The 16282-nt window shown below is 69.3% G+C and carries 12 protein-coding genes and 1 tRNA gene; 4 read left to right on the plus strand and 9 right to left on the minus strand.

The window, feature by feature from the left end; translation table 11 throughout:
• The first annotated feature begins 26 nt into the window (after window positions 1-26).
• Window positions 27-743, plus strand: coding sequence for an SIMPL domain-containing protein (locus tag AQJ67_RS14305; protein ID WP_062719084.1), 717 nt, complete (start codon window positions 27-29; stop codon window positions 741-743).
• A gap of 169 nt (window positions 744-912) precedes the next feature.
• Entirely contained in the window at window positions 913-2349 is a 1437-nt protein-coding gene (gene pyk / locus AQJ67_RS14310; protein ID WP_062719085.1) for a pyruvate kinase, read from the plus strand.
• Between the two features lie 94 nt (window positions 2350-2443).
• On the opposite strand, the gene AQJ67_RS14315 is transcribed toward pyk, so the two are convergent.
• Window positions 2444-2518, minus strand: a tRNA-Leu gene (locus AQJ67_RS14315).
• 101 nt (window positions 2519-2619) lie between these two features.
• On the opposite strand from AQJ67_RS14315, the gene AQJ67_RS14320 reads away from it, so the two are divergent.
• Window positions 2620-3276, plus strand: coding sequence for an ANTAR domain-containing response regulator (locus AQJ67_RS14320; protein ID WP_030949406.1), 657 nt, complete (start codon window positions 2620-2622; stop codon window positions 3274-3276).
• Window positions 3277-3359: 83 nt separating this feature from the next.
• Here the strand turns inward: AQJ67_RS14320 and AQJ67_RS14325 are convergent, their stop codons facing one another.
• From AQJ67_RS14325 to AQJ67_RS14360, 8 genes are all read right to left on the minus strand, one after another.
• Complete coding sequence (locus AQJ67_RS14325; protein WP_062719086.1) at window positions 3360-4076, minus strand: ABC transporter ATP-binding protein; 717 nt, start codon at window positions 4074-4076, stop codon at window positions 3360-3362.
• Window positions 4073-4951, minus strand: coding sequence for an ABC transporter ATP-binding protein (locus AQJ67_RS50420; RefSeq protein WP_062719360.1), 879 nt, complete (start codon window positions 4949-4951; stop codon window positions 4073-4075). Before AQJ67_RS50420 ends, AQJ67_RS14325 begins: the two co-directional genes overlap by 4 nt.
• A 5-nt stretch (window positions 4952-4956) precedes the next feature.
• On the minus strand, window positions 4957-6768 hold the full coding sequence (locus AQJ67_RS14335; RefSeq protein WP_062719361.1) for a branched-chain amino acid ABC transporter permease: 1812 nt from the start codon (window positions 6766-6768) through the stop codon (window positions 4957-4959).
• 23 nt (window positions 6769-6791) lie between these two features.
• The gene (locus AQJ67_RS14340) at window positions 6792-7721 is read right to left on the minus strand and encodes a branched-chain amino acid ABC transporter permease (protein WP_062719087.1); all 930 of its coding nucleotides are present in this window, start codon (window positions 7719-7721) and stop codon (window positions 6792-6794) included.
• A 116-nt stretch (window positions 7722-7837) separates the two neighbouring features.
• Window positions 7838-9067, minus strand: a complete 1230-nt coding sequence (locus AQJ67_RS14345; RefSeq protein WP_425264150.1) for a branched-chain amino acid ABC transporter substrate-binding protein — start codon at window positions 9065-9067, stop codon at window positions 7838-7840.
• Between the two features lie 509 nt (window positions 9068-9576).
• Entirely contained in the window at window positions 9577-10008 is a 432-nt protein-coding gene (locus tag AQJ67_RS14350; protein ID WP_062719088.1) for a hypothetical protein, read from the minus strand.
• A 121-nt stretch (window positions 10009-10129) separates the two neighbouring features.
• Window positions 10130-10621 (minus strand): hotdog fold thioesterase, encoded by a 492-nt coding sequence (locus AQJ67_RS14355; protein WP_062719089.1) that lies wholly within the window; start codon window positions 10619-10621, stop codon window positions 10130-10132.
• A gap of 69 nt (window positions 10622-10690) precedes the next feature.
• The gene (locus AQJ67_RS14360; protein WP_062719090.1) at window positions 10691-12970 is read right to left on the minus strand and encodes an FdhF/YdeP family oxidoreductase; all 2280 of its coding nucleotides are present in this window, start codon (window positions 12968-12970) and stop codon (window positions 10691-10693) included.
• Window positions 12971-13106: 136 nt separating this feature from the next.
• Here AQJ67_RS14360 and polA point away from each other — a divergent pair, with 136 nt between their 5' ends.
• Window positions 13107-15833, plus strand: coding sequence for a DNA polymerase I (gene polA, locus AQJ67_RS14365; protein ID WP_062719091.1), 2727 nt, complete (start codon window positions 13107-13109; stop codon window positions 15831-15833).
• Window positions 15834-16282 lie beyond the last annotated feature (449 nt).

Consider the following 16282-nt stretch of genomic DNA (forward strand, 5'->3'; position numbering starts at 1 on the left):
AAGCAAGCGATGACAGAGTGGGACGTATGACCGCCCCTTCAGAGGAACTTCAGCCCGCCGTCCGCTACGGCATCCCCGACGCCCCCCGTATCGCGGTGCGCGGTGAGGCCCGCCTTGAAGTCGACCCCGAGATCGCCCGCATCGGCGTCACCGTGGCCTCCCGCGGCAAGGACCGCCGCGCCGCCCTGGACGACCTCACCCGCCGCAACGCCGCCGTCCTCGACCTGGTCAAGTCCTACGGCGACGCGGTCGAGCGCCTGGAGAGCGGCTCCTTCTCCATCACCCCGGAGCTCAAGGAGAAGGGCCGCGGCGAACGGATCCACGCCTACCACGGCCGCGTCCGCGTCTCCGCCGAGCTCAACGACTTCACGGCGCTCGGCGAACTCACCACACGACTGGCCGACTTGGACCTGACCCGGGTGGACGGCCCCTGGTGGGCGCTGCGCCCCGACTCGCCGGCCCACCGGGAGGCCCGGCAGCAGGCGGTGCGGGAAGCGGTGCAGCGGGCGCGGGAGTACGCGGAGGCCCTCGGCACCTCCCTGGCCGCGCTGGTGGAACTCGCCGACGTCGGCGCGGAGAACCCCCAGCCCTTCGCGGGCGCCGCCCCGGCCGGCCGCATGCGCTCCATGGCCTACGACGCCACCGAGGACACCGCGGCGGCCCCGCTCGACCTGGAACCCCAGCGGCAGCACGTCTACGCGCAGGTGAACGCGCGATTCACGATGGCGCCGCCGCGCCTGTGAACACGACGCTCCGAAGGAGTCCCCGGCGGGGTGTCGAATGCCTGGGCGAATGCTCATCGGAGCACCCCGCCGCACAATTCAACACTTGTCAATAGCCCTTCACGCAAAGGTTGTTGAGTCGTCATGCACGACCAATTCACTACCCGTCGGTAAGTCATAGGGTCGAAACATGCGCCGAGCGAAAATCGTCTGCACCCTGGGCCCCGCAACCGACTCGTACGACCAGATAAAGGCACTGGTCGACGCCGGAATGGACGTCGCCCGATTCAACCTCAGCCACGGCAGCCACGCCGATCACGAGGAGCGCTACGAGCGGGTGCGGAAGGCCTCCGACGAGACCGGCCGCAGCGTCGGCCTCCTCGCCGACCTTCAAGGCCCGAAGATTCGCCTCGGCCGCTTCACCGAAGGCCCCGTACTGCTTGAACGCGGCGACACCTTCACCATCACCGTCGAGGAGGGCGCGCAGGGCGACCGCCAGCAGTGCGGCACCACCTACGCCGGTCTGGCCGCCGACGTCACCGCCGGTGAGCGCATCCTCGTCGACGACGGCAAGGTCTGCCTGGAGGTCACGTCCGTCGACGGCCCGCGCGTCCACACCACGGTGGTCGAGGGCGGCATGGTCTCGGACAACAAGGGCCTCAACCTGCCCGGCGTCGCGGTCTCGGTGCCGGCCCTCTCCGAGAAGGACGAGGACGACCTGCGCTGGGCGCTGCGCACCGGCTTCGACGTCATCGCGCTGTCCTTCGTCCGCTCCGGCCGTGACATCGAGGACGTCCACCGCATCATGGACGAGGAAGGCCGCCGCCTCCCGGTGATCGCCAAGGTGGAGAAGCCGCAGGCCGTCGAGGCGATCGACGACATCGTGGCCGCCTTCGACGGCATCATGGTCGCGCGCGGCGACCTGGGCGTCGAGATGCCCCTGGAGCAGGTCCCGATCGTCCAGAAGCGCGCGGTCAAGCTGGCCAAGCGCAACGCCAAGCCGGTCATCGTCGCCACCCAGATGCTCGACTCGATGATCGACAACTCCCGACCGACCCGCGCCGAGGCCAGCGACGTCGCCAACGCCGTCATCGACGGCACGGACGCGGTGATGCTGTCCGGCGAGACGAGCGTCGGCAAGTACCCCATCGAGACGGTCCGCACGATGGCGAAGATCGTCGAGGCGGCCGAGGAGGACATCCTCGCCAAGGGCCTGCCGCCGCTGACCGAACGCAACAAGCCCCGCACCCAGCCCGGCGCCGTGGCCCGCGCCGCGGCCGAGATCGGCGACTTCCTCGGTGCGAAGTTCCTGGTCGCCTTCACACAGTCCGGCGACACCGTCCGCCGCCTCTCCCGCTACCGCTCGCCGATCCCGCTGCTGGCGTTCACACCGGAGCCCGCGACGAGGTCGCAGCTGAGTCTGACGTGGGGTGTGGAGACGTTCCTGGGTCCGCATGTGGACTCCACGGACGCGATGGTCGACCAGGTGGATGAACTGCTGCTGAAGTACGGCCGCTGCAAGAAGGGCGACGTCGTGGTCATCACCGCCGGGTCGCCGCCCGGGGTTTCCGGCTCGACGAACATGGTCCGCGTCCACCACATCGGCGAGGACGACAGCCCGAAGTAAAGAAGACGGAAAAAGAAGACGGAAAAGCGAAAAGGCCCCTCCCTTGGCGTCCATTGGAGGGGCCGCAATCGCGACCTTGAAATTGAAGGAAAAGTGCCCCGGGTCGGACTCGAACCGACACTGTACGGGTTTTGAATCCGTTGCCTGCTGCCAATTGGGCTACCGGGGCTCGAAGAATCAAAGGTTTCCCCCGACCCTCCGCGCGTCCACCATACCGTAGCTAGGTAGGCTCTTGGGAGCAGTACCCCTGCCCCTGAACGAGGAGCCCCCGTGACCGCCCCCGAGTCGCCCCAGCCCGTAGACGCGCCCGACGACGACAAGTCGCACGTGCCTCCGCTGACGACCCGTGTCGTCATCGCCGAGGACGAGGCACTGATCCGGCTCGATCTCAAAGAGATGCTCGAAGAAGAGGGGTACACCGTCGTCGGTGAGGCCGGAGACGGTGAGCAGGCCGTCGAGCTGGCCCGTGAGCACCGGCCCGACCTCGTCATCCTCGATGTCAAGATGCCCAAGCTGGACGGCATTTCCGCGGCCGAGAAGATCGCCGAGGAGTCCATCGCCCCGGTGCTGATGCTGACCGCCTTCTCCCAGCGGGACCTGGTCGAGCGGGCCCGGGACGCCGGCGCCATGGCGTACCTGGTCAAGCCCTTCAGCAAGAGCGACGTCGTGCCGGCGATCGAGATGGCCGTCTCCCGCTTCACCGAGCTGAAGGAGCTGGAGAAGGAGGTCGCCGACCTCACCCTGCGCCTGGAGACCCGCAAGCTGGTGGACCGCGCGAAGTCGATCCTCCAGACCGAGTACGGGCTGACCGAGCCCGCCGCGTTCCGCTGGATCCAGAAGACCTCCATGGACCGCCGGATGTCGATGCAGCAGGTCGCCGAGGCCGTCATCCAGGACGCCGACGAGAAGAAGGCCGCCAAGGGCTGACCCGCCCGAGCGCGTACGACGAGGCCCGCGTCCCCAGCTCAGGGGGCGCGGGCCTCGTCGTGTACGGGAATGCGCTCGGGCGATCAGTCCTCGCCGAGGTACGCCTTGCGCACCGACTCGTCGTGCAGGAGGTCCTGCCCGGTGCCGGAGAGGACGATCTTGCCGACCTCCATCACATGGCCGTGGTCGGCCAGGGAGAGCGCGGCCTGGGCGTTCTGCTCGATGAGCAGGATGGTGGTGCCCTGGGACTTGAGCTCCTGGATGGTCGCCATGATCTTCTGCATCATGATCGGGGAGAGACCCATGGAGGGCTCGTCGAGCATGAGCAGCTTCGGCCGGGACATCAGCGCCCGCCCCATGGCGAGCATCTGCTGCTCACCGCCGGAGAGGGTGCCCGCGGCCTGCTTCCTGCGCTCCCCGAGGATGGGGAACAGGTCGTAGGCCCGCTGGATGTCCTTCTCGATGGCCTCCTTGTCGTTGCGCAGGAACGCGCCGAGGCGGAGGTTGTCCTCGATCGTCATGCGGGGGAAGATGTGCCGCCCCTCGGGCGAGTGGGCGAGCCCCAGCGCGACGACCTTGTGGGCGGGGATCTTCTTCAGCGACTTGCCGTCGAACCTGATGTCGCCGGACACCGGCTGGAGGAGACCGGACAGGGTCCGCAGCGTGGTGGTCTTGCCCGCGCCGTTGGTGCCGATGAGGGTGACGACCTCGCCCGCGTTCACCTTGAACGAGATGCCCTTGACGGCCTCGATCTTGCCGTAAGCGACCCTGAGGTCCTCGACCTCGAGCAGTGCGGTCACTTCTCGTCCCCTTCCGTGGTGCTCTGCGCGTCGGCCTCGGCCTCCGCGGCCTCGACCTCGGCGGCTTCCTCCTTGCCGGGCGCGCCCTCGAAGGGCTCGCCCAGGTAGGCGGCGATGACGCGCTCGTCGGCCTGGACGACCTCGGCGGGGCCCTCGACGATCTTCTCGCCCTGGACCAGCACGGCGACCCGGTCACAGAGGTTCATGATGAACCGGATGTCGTGCTCGATGACGAGGACGGCGATGCCCTTGTCCCGGATGGCGAAGATCAGTTCCTCCGCCGCCCGGGTCTCCTGCGGGTTCATACCGGCGGTCGGCTCGTCGAGGAGGAGCAGACCGGGCTCGCTCGCCAGTGCCCGGGCGATCTCCAGCTTGCGCTGCTCGCCGTAGGGCAGGTTGCGGGCGAGGTGGTCGGCCTTGGCGGCCAGACCGGTGAACTCCAGGAGTTCCATGGCGCGGGCCCGGGACGCCTCCTCGGCCCTCTTGAAGCCGGGCAGGCGCAGCAGGGCCGACCAGAGGCCTTCCTTGGTGCGGGTGTGCCTGCCGACCAGCACGTTCTCCAGAACGGTCATGTTGGCGAAGAGCCGGATGTTCTGGAACGTACGGGCGATGCCGGCCTGGGTGACCAGGTGCGGCTTGGGCGGCAGGACGGTGCCCTTGTAGGCGACCTTGCCCTCGGTCGGCACGTACAGGCCGGTGAGGCAGTTGAAGAAGGTCGTCTTACCGGCGCCGTTGGGGCCGATGAGGCCGACGATCTCGCCGGTGTTCACCTTGAGGTCCACGTCGCGTACGGCGGTGAGGCCGCCGAAGCGCATCGTGACACCGGTGGCGTCGAGCACCGTGGTGCTGGTGGGTGCGGTCGTGGTGGTGGTCATGGCGGTCACGCCCCTGCCTTGGCGACGCCGGTCGCGCCTTCGGGCAACGGCTTGTCCTCCGGTACGTCGAGCTGTCCGGTCTCGTGGAATTCGAGCTGCTTCCTGCGGTCGGCGACCAGGCCTTCGGGGCGGAAGCGCATCAGCAGCATCAGGGCGATGCCGAAGAGGAGCAGCTGGTACTCCGCCATGAACTGGAGCTTGGCCGGGATCAGGTAGAGCAGCGCGGCGCCGATCAGCGGGCCGCTGATGGTGCCCATGCCGCCGAGGATGACGGCGGCGAGCAGGAAGGCCGAGTTCGGCGGGACGGACCCGGCGAACTGGTACTGCTCGGGGGTGACGCTGTACGACACGTGGGACTGCACGGTGCCCGCGAGGCCGGCGAGGGAGGCGCCGAGCGCGAAGGCGAGGAGCTTGAGGCGGAAGCCGTTGATGCCCATCGCGGTCGCGGCGGTCTCGTCCTCGCGGATGGCGACCCAGGCGCGGCCGATGCGGGACTCCGCCGAGCGGCGGAAGACCATCACGACGATCGCCGTGAAGACCAGCATCAGCAGGTAGTAGTTGGCCGAGCGGGTCAGCTCGTGACCGAGGACGTCGTGCGGGACTCCGAGGTTGAACCCGAAGATCTCCAGGTCGGGGATCTGCGGGATGCCGTTGGAGCCGTTGGTGACGTCCGGGCCGCTGTTGCCGTTCAGGTTGTTCATGGTGATGCGGAAGATCTCACCGAAGCCGAGCGTCACGATGGCGAGGTAGTCGCCGCGCAGCCGCAGGGTCGGGGCGCCGATCACCACGCCGAAGATCAGCGAGGCGGCGGCACCGGTGAGAACGGCCGCCCAGAAGGGGAACTCCACGCCGATGGTCGAGGCGGGGGATCCGGAGACCAGGGCGGCGGCGTAGGCGCCGACGCCAAGGAAGGCGACGTATCCGAGGTCGAGGAGGCCGGCGAGGCCGACGACCACGTTGAGGCCCAGGGCGACCGTGGCGAAGATGAGGATGTTCGCGCCGATGAGGGCGAACTGGTCGTTGGTCTGGGTGAAGGGGAAGCAGATCGCCGCCGCGAACGCGGCACCGAGGGTGACGTTGCGGTGCTTGGCGGTCAGGGCCGACAGCCGCTTCAGGAGGCCGGCGCGGGTGATGGCGGTGAAGCCGAACGCGGCGACGATCAGGAAGCCGATGAACAGCTCGGAGTACTCGGTGCCGATGCCGTACGCGAAGACGTACAGGCCGACGCCGAAGCCGCCGGCGATGATCAGGATCTCCGCCCAGGAGGGCAGTTCCTTGGCCCGGCCGGGGTCGGGGGCGGTGAGCGAGTGGCGGATCCGGCCCCAGAGGTTCGGGGTCGGTTCGCCCGCGCCGTAGGGCTGGTCGACCGGGAGGCCGAGGGCGCCGATCAGGGCGACGAGCGCGCCGATGCCGGAGACCCAGGCGCCGGGTTCCAGGTTGACCAGGCCGCCGAGTTCCTGGCTGATGGCGCCGATGGCGTAGCCCGTGGTTCCGAACACGCCGAGGGCGGCGAGCAGGACGGGGCTGTTCTTGCCGCCGGGGGTGAGCCAGCCGAGGCCCTTGATGCCGTAGCCGGAGAGGGCGAACAGCAGGGTCAGCGCGGAGCCGACGAGGGTGAGGACCTGGAGGCCGCCCGGGTAGCCGGTGACGGTCAGGTTGCCGGGGAACTCCCTGGTCCAGGTCCAGGCGAGGAAGGTGCCTATGAGGGCGAGGGCGGAGCCGGCGACCGTGATGCCGCGTGCCGCGGCCTGCGGCAGCGGGATGATCGGGGTCGCTTCAGCGGTGGACACCTTGGCGGTGTCGGTGCTCTTGTCCATGGGGATGTCGGTGGTCATGGGTATCACGCCCGATCCGCGACGCGTTCGCCGAGCAGGCCCTGTGGCCTGAACAGGAGGACGAGAATGAGCAGTGCGAACGCCCATACGTCCTTCCAGGCGCCGCCGCCGAAGAGGTCCATGCCGGGGACTTCGCCGATGTAGCCGGTGGCGAGGGACTCGGCCAGGCCGAGGACGATGCCTCCGAGCATGGCGCCGTAGATGTTGCCGATGCCGCCGAGCACGGCGGCGGTGAAGGCCTTGAGGCCCATCAGGAAGCCCATGCGGAAGCCGACCTGGCCGTTCTTCAGGCCGTAGGCGACCGCGGCGATGGCGGCGAACGCGGCACCGATGGCGAAGGCCATGACGATGATGCGGTCGGTGTTGATGCCCATCAGCTTGGCGGTGTCGGGGTCCTGTGCGGTGGCCTGCATGCCGCGGCCGGAGCGCGTCTTGGTGACGAACAGGCCGAGGGCGATCATGCACAGCGGGGCGGCTATGAGGACGAAGAGGTCACCGCGCTGGATGTTGGCGCCGAGGATTTCGATGGGGCCGCCGTGGAACTGCGGGAAGGGGTGGTCCTTCTTCGCGTCCGGGTACCACATCCATACGGCCTGCTGGAGGACGATGGACAGGCCGATGGCGGTGATGAGGGGGGCCAGCCGTGGCGCTGAGCGCAGTGGCCGGTAGGCGAAGCGTTCCGCCGCCGTGCCGACGGCGACCGATACGAGCACGCCGCCGATGATCATGAGCGGGACGGCGGCGCCGAGGCCGAAGCCTTCGGGGAGGACCAACCAGACGGTGAGGGCTCCGAAGCCCCCGACCATGAATATCTCGCCGTGGGCGAAGTTGATGAGCTGGACGATGCCGTAGACCATCGTGTAGCCGATCGCGATGAGTCCGTACATCGCGCCGAGGATGAGTCCATTGGCCAGCTGTTGCGGCAGTTCGTGCACCGCAGGGCCTCCGTGGAGTGGTTCGGATATGGCGCCGCGCGGGAGCGCTGGTGGGCGCTTCCCGCGCGGCCTGGATCAATGTGTGAGCTGGGGAGGGTTCTCTGACTCGTCCTTCGTCAGCCGAGCTTGGGTTCGCCGCTGAACTCGGGCGTCCAGGCGTTGTTCTTGACCTTGTACGCCGTCATCGTGTGGTTCGTGGTGTCACCGAACTCGTCGAAGGAGATGGTGCCGGTGACGCCGTCGAACTTGACCTTGGCCATGGCGTCCAGGACTGCCTTGCGGCCGTCGGACGGGAGCTTGCCGTCGTTGCCCTCGACCGCGATCTTGACGGCCTCGATGATGGCCCAGGTGGCGTCGTAGGTGAGGCCGCCGTAGGCCTCGTAGTCGTCCTCGTAGCCCGCGGCCTTGTAGTTCTTGATGAACGTCTTGGCGGAGTCGAGCTGCTCGACCGGCTTGCCCACCGAGGTGGCGAGGTCGCCCTCGGCCTTCTTGTTCAGCTTCGGGAACTCGCCGGAGTAGATGCCGTCGCCGCCCATGAGCGGGATGTTCTGGCCGCTGTCCTTGAGCTGCTGGCTCAGCGGGCCGGCGGCCGGGTACTCGCCGCCGTAGTACAGGGCCTCGGCGCCGGTCTTCTTGATCTTGGCGACCACGGCGTTGAAGTCACGGTCGTCGGGGTTGACGTGGTCGCTGCCGACGATCTGGCCGCCGAACTTCGTGAAGTTAGTCTTGAAGGAGGCGGCGAGGCCGGCGCCGTAGGTCTTCTGGTCGTCGATCAGGTAGACCTTCTTGATCTTCGCCTGGTTGTACAGGTAGTCGGCGGCGAAGGCGCCCTGGATCTCGTCCGTGGTGGCGGTACGGAAGAACGTCTTGAACTGGCGGACCGAGTCGCCGGTCTTCCAGCCGTCGCCCTGGGTCAGCTCCGTGCCGGTGTTGGCGGGGGAGACCTGGGTCAGGCCGGCGTCGTTGAGCGGCTTCTGCATCTGCTGCGAGACGCTGGAGTTCAGCGGGCCGACGACACCGAGGACGTCCTTGTCGCTGATGAACTTCTGGGCGTTCTGCTGGCCGACGGTGGGCTGCGCCTGGTCGTCGAGGGCCTCGATCTTGAACTCGACGCCCTTGACGAACTCCTGCTTGTTGGCCGTCTTGGCGGCGAGGTCGGCGGAGTTCTTGATGCCGAGGCCGAGGGCCGACAGGTCGCCGGTCGTCGGAGCGTCGACACCGATCACCACAGTGGTCTTGTCGCCGTTGCTGCTGCCGCCGTCGTCGTCACGCGACCCACAAGCCGTGAGTGTCAGCGATCCCGCCGCGAGCGCGGCGGTTATGGCGATGATCGAACGTTGACGCACGAATCAGGTCCTTTCCCTGGCACGGCGGCTCCCCGTGGAACGCGCCGAGTCGAGCGCTGGGTCGAAGTGACTTCGAATCCTGTAGCTCGGTGACTGGCGGTGACTCTAAGCGCGGGCGGGGAACATGGAGGAGGCTCTGACCAAGGCTGTGACGCTCTTGTTATGACACGGGGTAACGCAGAGCGGTGCTGAGTGGGGGGAAGAGTGGATTTCCAGCCGATTCGCCCTGTCCACATAGTGAGAACTCGCAGCGTTCGCGCGTAGCTCCTTCACGAGTGTTCACATGTTTTGGTGATTACCCGGATCGTTGTTGAACGTTACCCGAGGGCCTCCGCGGTGTTGTGGGGAGGGTGCTCGCGGTGGGGGATCCCTGGGTCTGTATTGCGGTTGTATTACGCAGAGTTACAGCTGGGGAATGGGTGCTCGCCACCCCTCGTCTTTTTCATGTACGGGGCACGAATCCTTTTCGTGTACGCGACACGAAAAACTGGAAGCCGGGATTTGGCCACTCAGCCCCATGGCCCTCCGGTCGGCTCGCCGTTTCGGTACCGCTCCTCGCACAGTTCGCGCGCCCGGCGGTCGATCAGCCGGTCGGCCGTCCGTGCGTCCGAGCGCTCACGCTCCGCCCGGGCGGCGTCCACGACCTTGCGGAGGATCTCGTACTGCCCGTCGGACAGGCCCATCGACTGGTAGTCCCCGTAGGTGTCCTCGGTGAGCGTCCGGCGCGACCAGTACCCGATGATCCGCGTGCACAACTGCGCGGGCGCGGTGGCCGCCGGAGAGGGAGATGGGGAGGAGGGCGGGGAGGGCGACTCGGCGCCGGTCCGGGGGCCGGTCGCGCCGCCCCCCGGGCCCGTGCCCCCGCATCCGGACGCCAACCCGGCGGCCAGGAGCGCGAGTCCGAGCGCTCCCGCCTTGGTGAGGGCTCCTCCCGACGTCATGCCCCGACGTTATGCCGCCGGGGGCTCGGGTTCAACGGCGTGAAGGTGTACGGGTGTTGTGGGTAAGGGGTGTGGGCCCCAAGGGAGTTGCCGGGGTGCCGCGTCCAGGGGGGTGCCGGGTTCAGCCCGCCGCCGACCGCATGTGCTCCCCGTCGCTCGGGTTCACGTCCCGCAGCAGACACGTCAGCCGCGCGCTGCACACCCGCCGCCCCGCCTCGTCGCTGATCACGATCTCGTACGTCGCCGTCGAGCGGCCCCGGTGCAGAGGCGTGGCCACACCGGTGACGAGGCCGGCGCGCACGCCCCGGTGGTGGGTGCAGTTGAGGTCGACGCCGACCGCGATCTTGGAGCTGCCGGCGTGCAGCATCGACCCGACCGACCCGAGGGTCTCGGCGAGCACCGCGGACGCGCCGCCGTGCAGCAGCCCGTACGGCTGGGTGTTCCCCTCCACCGGCATGGTCCCGACGACCCGCTCGGCGGACGCCTCCACGATCTCGACGCCCATGCGGGTGCCGAGGTGCCCGGCGGAGAACAGGGCCGGGAGGTCGACGCCGAGCGCGGCGTACTCGGCTATGACCTCTTGCGGGAACTTCACGTGCTGCTTCTCGCCCATGGGGCCCGGCTCCGTTCGTCGTGATCCGTCGGGGACGTGATCAGCGGATGACGTCGACTGAGCAAACGCTCAGTCGGTCGCCGATTGTTCCAGACGCACGACGACGGACTTGCTGGCCGGGGTGTTGCTGGTGTCCGCGGTGGCGTCCAGCGGGACGAGGACGTTGGTCTCCGGGTAGTAGGCGGCCGCGCAGCCCCGGGCGGTCGGATAGTGCACGACCCGGAATCCGGGCGCCCGCCGCTCCACGCCGTCCTTCCACTCGCTCACCAGGTCGACGTACGCCCCGTCCGCGACACCCAGTCCCCGCGCGTCCGCCGGGTTGATCATGACGACCCGGCGGCCGTTCCTGATCCCCCGGTAGCGGTCGTCGAGGCCGTAGATCGTGGTGTTGTACTGGTCGTGCGAGCGCAGGGTCTGCAGCAGCAGCCGGCCCTCGGGCAGCTTCGGGTACTCGACCGGGGCCGCGGTGAAGTTGGCCTTGCCGGTCGCCGTCGGGAAGCGCCGCTCGTCGCGCGGGGCGTGCGGGAGCGTGAAGCCGCCGGGGCGGGCCACGCGCGCGTTGAAGTCCTCGAAGCCGGGGATCACCCGGGCGATACGGTCCCGGATCGTCGCGTAGTCCTTCTCGAACTCCTCCCAGGGCGTGCGGCTGTCCTCGCCCAGCACGCGGCGTGCCAGGCGGCAGACGATGGCCGGCTCCGACAGCAGATGCGCGCTGGCGGGCTCCAGGCGGCCCCGGGAGGCGTGCACCATGCCCATGGAGTCCTCGACGGTCACGAACTGCTCGCCGCTGCCCTGGAGATCGCGCTCGGTGCGGCCGAGGGTGGGCAGGATCAGCGCACGGGCCCCGGTGACGGCGTGGCTGCGGTTGAGCTTCGTCGACACGTGCACGGTCAGCCGGGCGCGCCGCATCGCCGCCTCGGTGACGTCCGTGTCCGGCGTCGCGGAGACGAAGTTGCCGCCCATCGCGAAGAAGACCTTCGCCTCGCCGTCGCGCAACGCGCGGATGGCCCGTACGACGTCGTAGCCGTGCTCGCGCGGGGGCGCGAAGCCGAACTCCTTCTCCAGGGCGTCCAGGAACGCCGGGGCGGGCCGCTCGAAGATGCCCATCGTGCGGTCGCCCTGCACGTTCGAGTGGCCGCGGACCGGGCACACGCCCGCGCCCGGGCGGCCGATGTTGCCGCGCAGCAGAAGGAAGTTGACGACCTCGCGGATGGTCGGCACGGAGTGCTTGTGCTGGGTGAGGCCCATGGCCCAGCAGACGATGGTGCGCCGCGAGGCCAGGACCATCTCCATGGCCTTCTCGATGTCCGCGCGCGTGAGGCCCGTCGCCGTCAGGGTCTCGTCCCAGTCGGCGGCGCGGGCGGCCGCGGCGAACTCCTCGTAGCCGTGGGTGTGTTCGCCGATGAACTCCTCGTCGACGGCGCCCTCTGTCTCGAGGATGAGCTTGTTGAGGAGACGGAACAGGGCCTGGTCGCCGCCGATGCGGATCTGCAGGAACAGATCGGTGAGCGCGGCGCCCTTGAGCATGCCCTGCGGGGTCTGCGGGTTCTTGAACCGCTCCAGCCCGGCCTCGGGCAGCGGATTGACGCTGATGATCTTCGCGCCGCCCGCCTTGGCCTTCTCCAGTGCGGAGAGCATGCGCGGGTGGTTCGTCCCCGGGTTCTGACCGGCCACGATGATCAGGTCGGCCTTGTAGAGGTCCTCCAGCAGGACGCTGCCCTTGCCGATGCCGATGGTCTCGGAGAGCGCCGAGCCCGAGGACTCGTGGCACATGTTCGAGCAGTCCGGCAGGTTGTTGGTGCCGAGCTCGCGCGCGAACAGCTGGTAGAGGAACGCGGCCTCGTTGCTGGTGCGGCCGGAGGTGTAGAAGACGGACTCGTCGGGGGAGTCGCAGGCGGCGATCTCCTCGCCGATGATGTCGAAGGCGCGCTCCCAGCTCACCGGCTCGTAGTGCGTGCCCCCTTCGGGGAGGAACACGGGGTGGGTGAGCCGCCCCTGCTGCCCCAGCCAGTAACCGCTGCGCGTCGCGAGGTCGGCGACGGAGTGCGCGGCGAAGAACTCCGGGGTGACCCGGCGCAGGGTGGCCTCCTCGGCCACCGCCTTCGCGCCGTTCTCGCAGAACTCCGCCTTGTGCCGGTGGTCCGGCTCCGGCCAGGCGCAGCCCGGGCAGTCGAAGCCGTTCTTCTGGTTGACGCTCAGCAGCGTCAGCATCGTCCGCTTCACGCCCATCTGCTGCTGGGCGATGCGCAGGGTGTGCCCGATGGCCGGCAGCCCCGCCGCCGCGTGCTGCGGCTCCGCGACCTGAGGCGCGTCCTGCACCGGATCACCCTTGGGCGGCTTGGTGGCCATCGCGCGCTCTCCTTTGTGTACACGTGTGAGGTACATCTCCGATCCTCGCACGCGGGACCGACAACGGGGGCAGGGGGCCCGGGGAGGGAGTGCGGAGGGGGACCGACTGTCAGTGGGGCGTGGCAGGATCGGGGACGTGGCAGAGACAGCAGCGAAGCAGACCGACAACACCCCCGGCGGCAGCCGGCCGCGCCTGATGCTCATGGACGGGCACTCGCTGGCCTACCGCGCGTTCTTCGCGCTGCCCGCGGAGAACTTCACGACCGCGACGGGCCAGCCGACGAACGCGATCTACGGCTTCGCGTCGATGCTGGCGAACACGCTGCGCGACGAGGCGCCCACGCACTTCGCGGTGGCCTTCGACGTGTCCCGCAAGACCTGGCGCTCCGCGGAGTTCACCGAGTACAAGGCGAACCGCTCCAAGACCCCGGACGAGTTCAAGGGCCAGGTCGAGCTGATCGGCGAGCTGCTCGACGCGATGCACGTCTCACGGTTCGCGGTCGACGGCTTCGAGGCCGACGACGTGATCGCCACGCTCGCCACCCAGGCCGAGGCCGACGGCTTCGAGGTGCTGATCGTCACCGGCGACCGGGACTCCTTCCAGCTGGTCAGCGAGCACACGACGGTGCTGTACCCGACGAAGGGCGTCTCCGAGCTGACCCGCTTCACGCCGGAGAAGGTCTTCGAGAAGTACGGCCTCACGCCCGCCCAGTACCCCGACTTCGCGGCCCTGCGCGGCGACCCGTCCGACAACCTGCCGGGCATCCCGGGCGTCGGCGAGAAGACGGCCGCGAAGTGGATCAACCAGTTCGGCTCCTTCGCCGAGCTGGTCGAGCGCGTCGAGGAGGTCAAGGGCAAGGCCGGGCAGAACCTCCGCGACCACCTGGAGTCGGTCAAGCTCAACCGCCGGCTGACCGAGCTGGAGCGGGCCGTCGAGCTGCCCAAGACCGTCGCCGACGTCGCGCGCGTGCCGTACGACCGCAAGGCCGTCGCGATGATCCTGGACACCCTGGAGATCCGTAACCCCTCCCTGCGCGAGCGGCTCTTCGGCGTCGACCCCGGATCCGAGGAGGCCGAGGCCACCCCGATCGCGACCGACGGCGTGGAGATCGACGGCTCGGTCCTCGGCACCGGCGAGCTGGCCCCCTGGCTCGCCGAGCACGGCGGCGGGCTGCTCGGCGTGGCCACCGTCGACACCTGGGCGCTCGGCACCGGCTCGGTCGCCGAGGTCGCGCTCGCGGCCGCCGACGGTACGGCCGGCTGGTTCGACCCCTCGCAGCTGGACGAGGCCGACGAGAAGGCCTTCGCGGGCTGGCTGTCCGACGCCGACAAGCCGAAGGTCTTCCACAACGCCAAGGGCGCGATGCGCGTCTTCGCCGAGCACGGCTGGACCATCGAGGGCGTGCGCATGGACACCGCGCTCGCCGCCTACCTGGTCAAGCCGGGCCGCCGTTCCTTCGACCTGGACGCGCTGTCCCTGGAGTACCTGCACCGCGAGCTGGCCCCCGCCGCCGCGGCCGACGGTCAGCTGGCCTTCGGCGCGGACGACGGCGCCGAGGCCGAGGCGCTGATGGTCCAGGCCCGCGCGGTCCTCGACCTGGGCGAGGCATTCGAGAGCCGCCTGGAGGAGGTCGGCGCCGCGGACCTGCTCCGCGACATGGAGCTGCCGACCTCCGCCCTGCTGGCCCGCATGGAGCGGCACGGCATCGCGGCCGACCGGGCCCACCTGGAGGCCATGGAGCAGATGTTCGCGGGCGCCGTGCAGCAGGCGGTGAAGGAGGCGCACGCCGCGGCCGGGCACGAGTTCAACCTGGGCTCACCCAAGCAGCTCCAGGAGGTCCTCTTCGGCGAACTCGCCCTGCCCAAGACGAAGAAGACCAAGACCGGCTACACCACGGACGCCGACGCCCTGGCCTGGCTCGCCGGGCAGACCGACAACGAACTGCCGGTCATCATGCTCCGCCACCGCGAGCAGGCGAAGCTCCGCGTCACCGTCGAGGGCCTGATCAAGACGATCGCCGCGGACGGCCGTATCCACACGACCTTCAACCAGACGGTCGCCGCGACCGGCCGCCTCTCCTCCACCGACCCCAACCTGCAGAACATCCCGGTCCGCACCGACGAGGGCCGCGCGATCCGCCGGGGCTTCGTGGTCGGCGAGGGCTTCGAGTCCCTGATGACCGCGGACTACAGCCAGATCGAGCTGCGCGTCATGGCCCACCTCTCCGAGGACGAGGGCCTGATCGAGGCCTTCACCTCGGGCGAGGACCTGCACACCACGGCCGCCTCCCAGGTCTTCGCCGTCGAGCCCACCGCGGTGGACGCGGAGATGCGCCGCAAGATCAAGGCCATGTCGTACGGCCTGGCCTACGGGCTCTCCGCCTTCGGCCTCTCCCAGCAGCTGAACATCGACGCGGGCGAGGCCCGCGCCCTGATGGACGCCTACTTCGAGCGCTTCGGCGGCGTCCGCGACTACCTGCGCCGCGCGGTCGACGAGGCCCGGGCGACGGGCTACACGGCGACCCTCTTCGGCCGTCGCCGCTACCTCCCCGACCTCAACAGCGACAACCGCCAGCGCCGCGAGGCCGCCGAGCGCATGGCCCTCAACGCCCCCATCCAGGGCACGGCGGCGGACATCGTCAAGATCGCCATGCTGAACGTGGACCGTGCCCTGCGCGAGGAGAACCTCACCTCCCGCATGCTCCTCCAGGTCCACGACGAAATCGTCCTGGAGATCGCCCCCGGCGAGCGGGACACCGCAGAGCAACTGGTCCGCCGAGAGATGTCCAACGCCGTCCACCTCAGCGTCCCCCTGGGCGTCTCGGTAGGCGCGGGCCCGGACTGGGAGTCGGCCGCCCACTAGCCCCCGGACGCCCATGGATGCCGGGGCCGGCCACCCACCCGCCCCGGCATCCTGCGCATCTCGGGAGACGGCACTGCAGCGCCCCTGAAGGGGCGCGGGGAACTGCGCGACCAGCCACAAACCACCCGCACCCCCAAGCCCACCGCAACCAGGAACACGCTCAGGCACCCGCACCCGCACCCCCGAACCACCCCAACCCCCAACCAGCCACAACGCGAGGAACCCGGCCCAACCCCCGGAGGGACCCGTCACCCACGCGGCCCCCGCAAACACGCCCCACCCACCCGGCACCCGTAAGGATGCCGACATGGGTATACGCACGCTCCACCGCCGGCCGACCCCGGCACCGGCGCAAGCGACCGCCGACCATCCGCCGAGCCCGGCGCAGCCGCCCGTGGCCATCGACGCGAGCACCGCCCGCATCCCGGTCGACCTGACGACCGCGTGGC

It is taken from the genome of Streptomyces caeruleatus, from assembly GCF_001514235.1.
In the GTDB taxonomy this organism is placed as follows: domain Bacteria; phylum Actinomycetota; class Actinomycetes; order Streptomycetales; family Streptomycetaceae; genus Streptomyces; species Streptomyces caeruleatus.

What these genes read in the sequence shown, in the direction of transcription:
- AQJ67_RS14355 (WP_062719089.1), bottom strand. Translation starts at nt 10,621, where the DNA reads ATGGGCGAGAAGCAGCACGTGAAGTTCCCGCAAGAGGTCATAGCCGAG.
- pyk (WP_062719085.1), top strand. Translation starts at nt 913, where the DNA reads ATGCGCCGAGCGAAAATCGTCTGCACCCTGGGCCCCGCAACCGACTCG.
- AQJ67_RS14305 (WP_062719084.1), top strand. Translation starts at nt 27, where the DNA reads ATGACCGCCCCTTCAGAGGAACTTCAGCCCGCCGTCCGCTACGGCATC.
- AQJ67_RS14350 (WP_062719088.1), bottom strand. Translation starts at nt 10,008, where the DNA reads ATGACGTCGGGAGGAGCCCTCACCAAGGCGGGAGCGCTCGGACTCGCG.
- AQJ67_RS50420 (WP_062719360.1), bottom strand. Translation starts at nt 4,951, where the DNA reads ATGACCACCACCACGACCGCACCCACCAGCACCACGGTGCTCGACGCC.
- AQJ67_RS14360 (WP_062719090.1), bottom strand. Translation starts at nt 12,970, where the DNA reads ATGGCCACCAAGCCGCCCAAGGGTGATCCGGTGCAGGACGCGCCTCAG.
- AQJ67_RS14335 (WP_062719361.1), bottom strand. Translation starts at nt 6,768, where the DNA reads ATGGACAAGAGCACCGACACCGCCAAGGTGTCCACCGCTGAAGCGACC.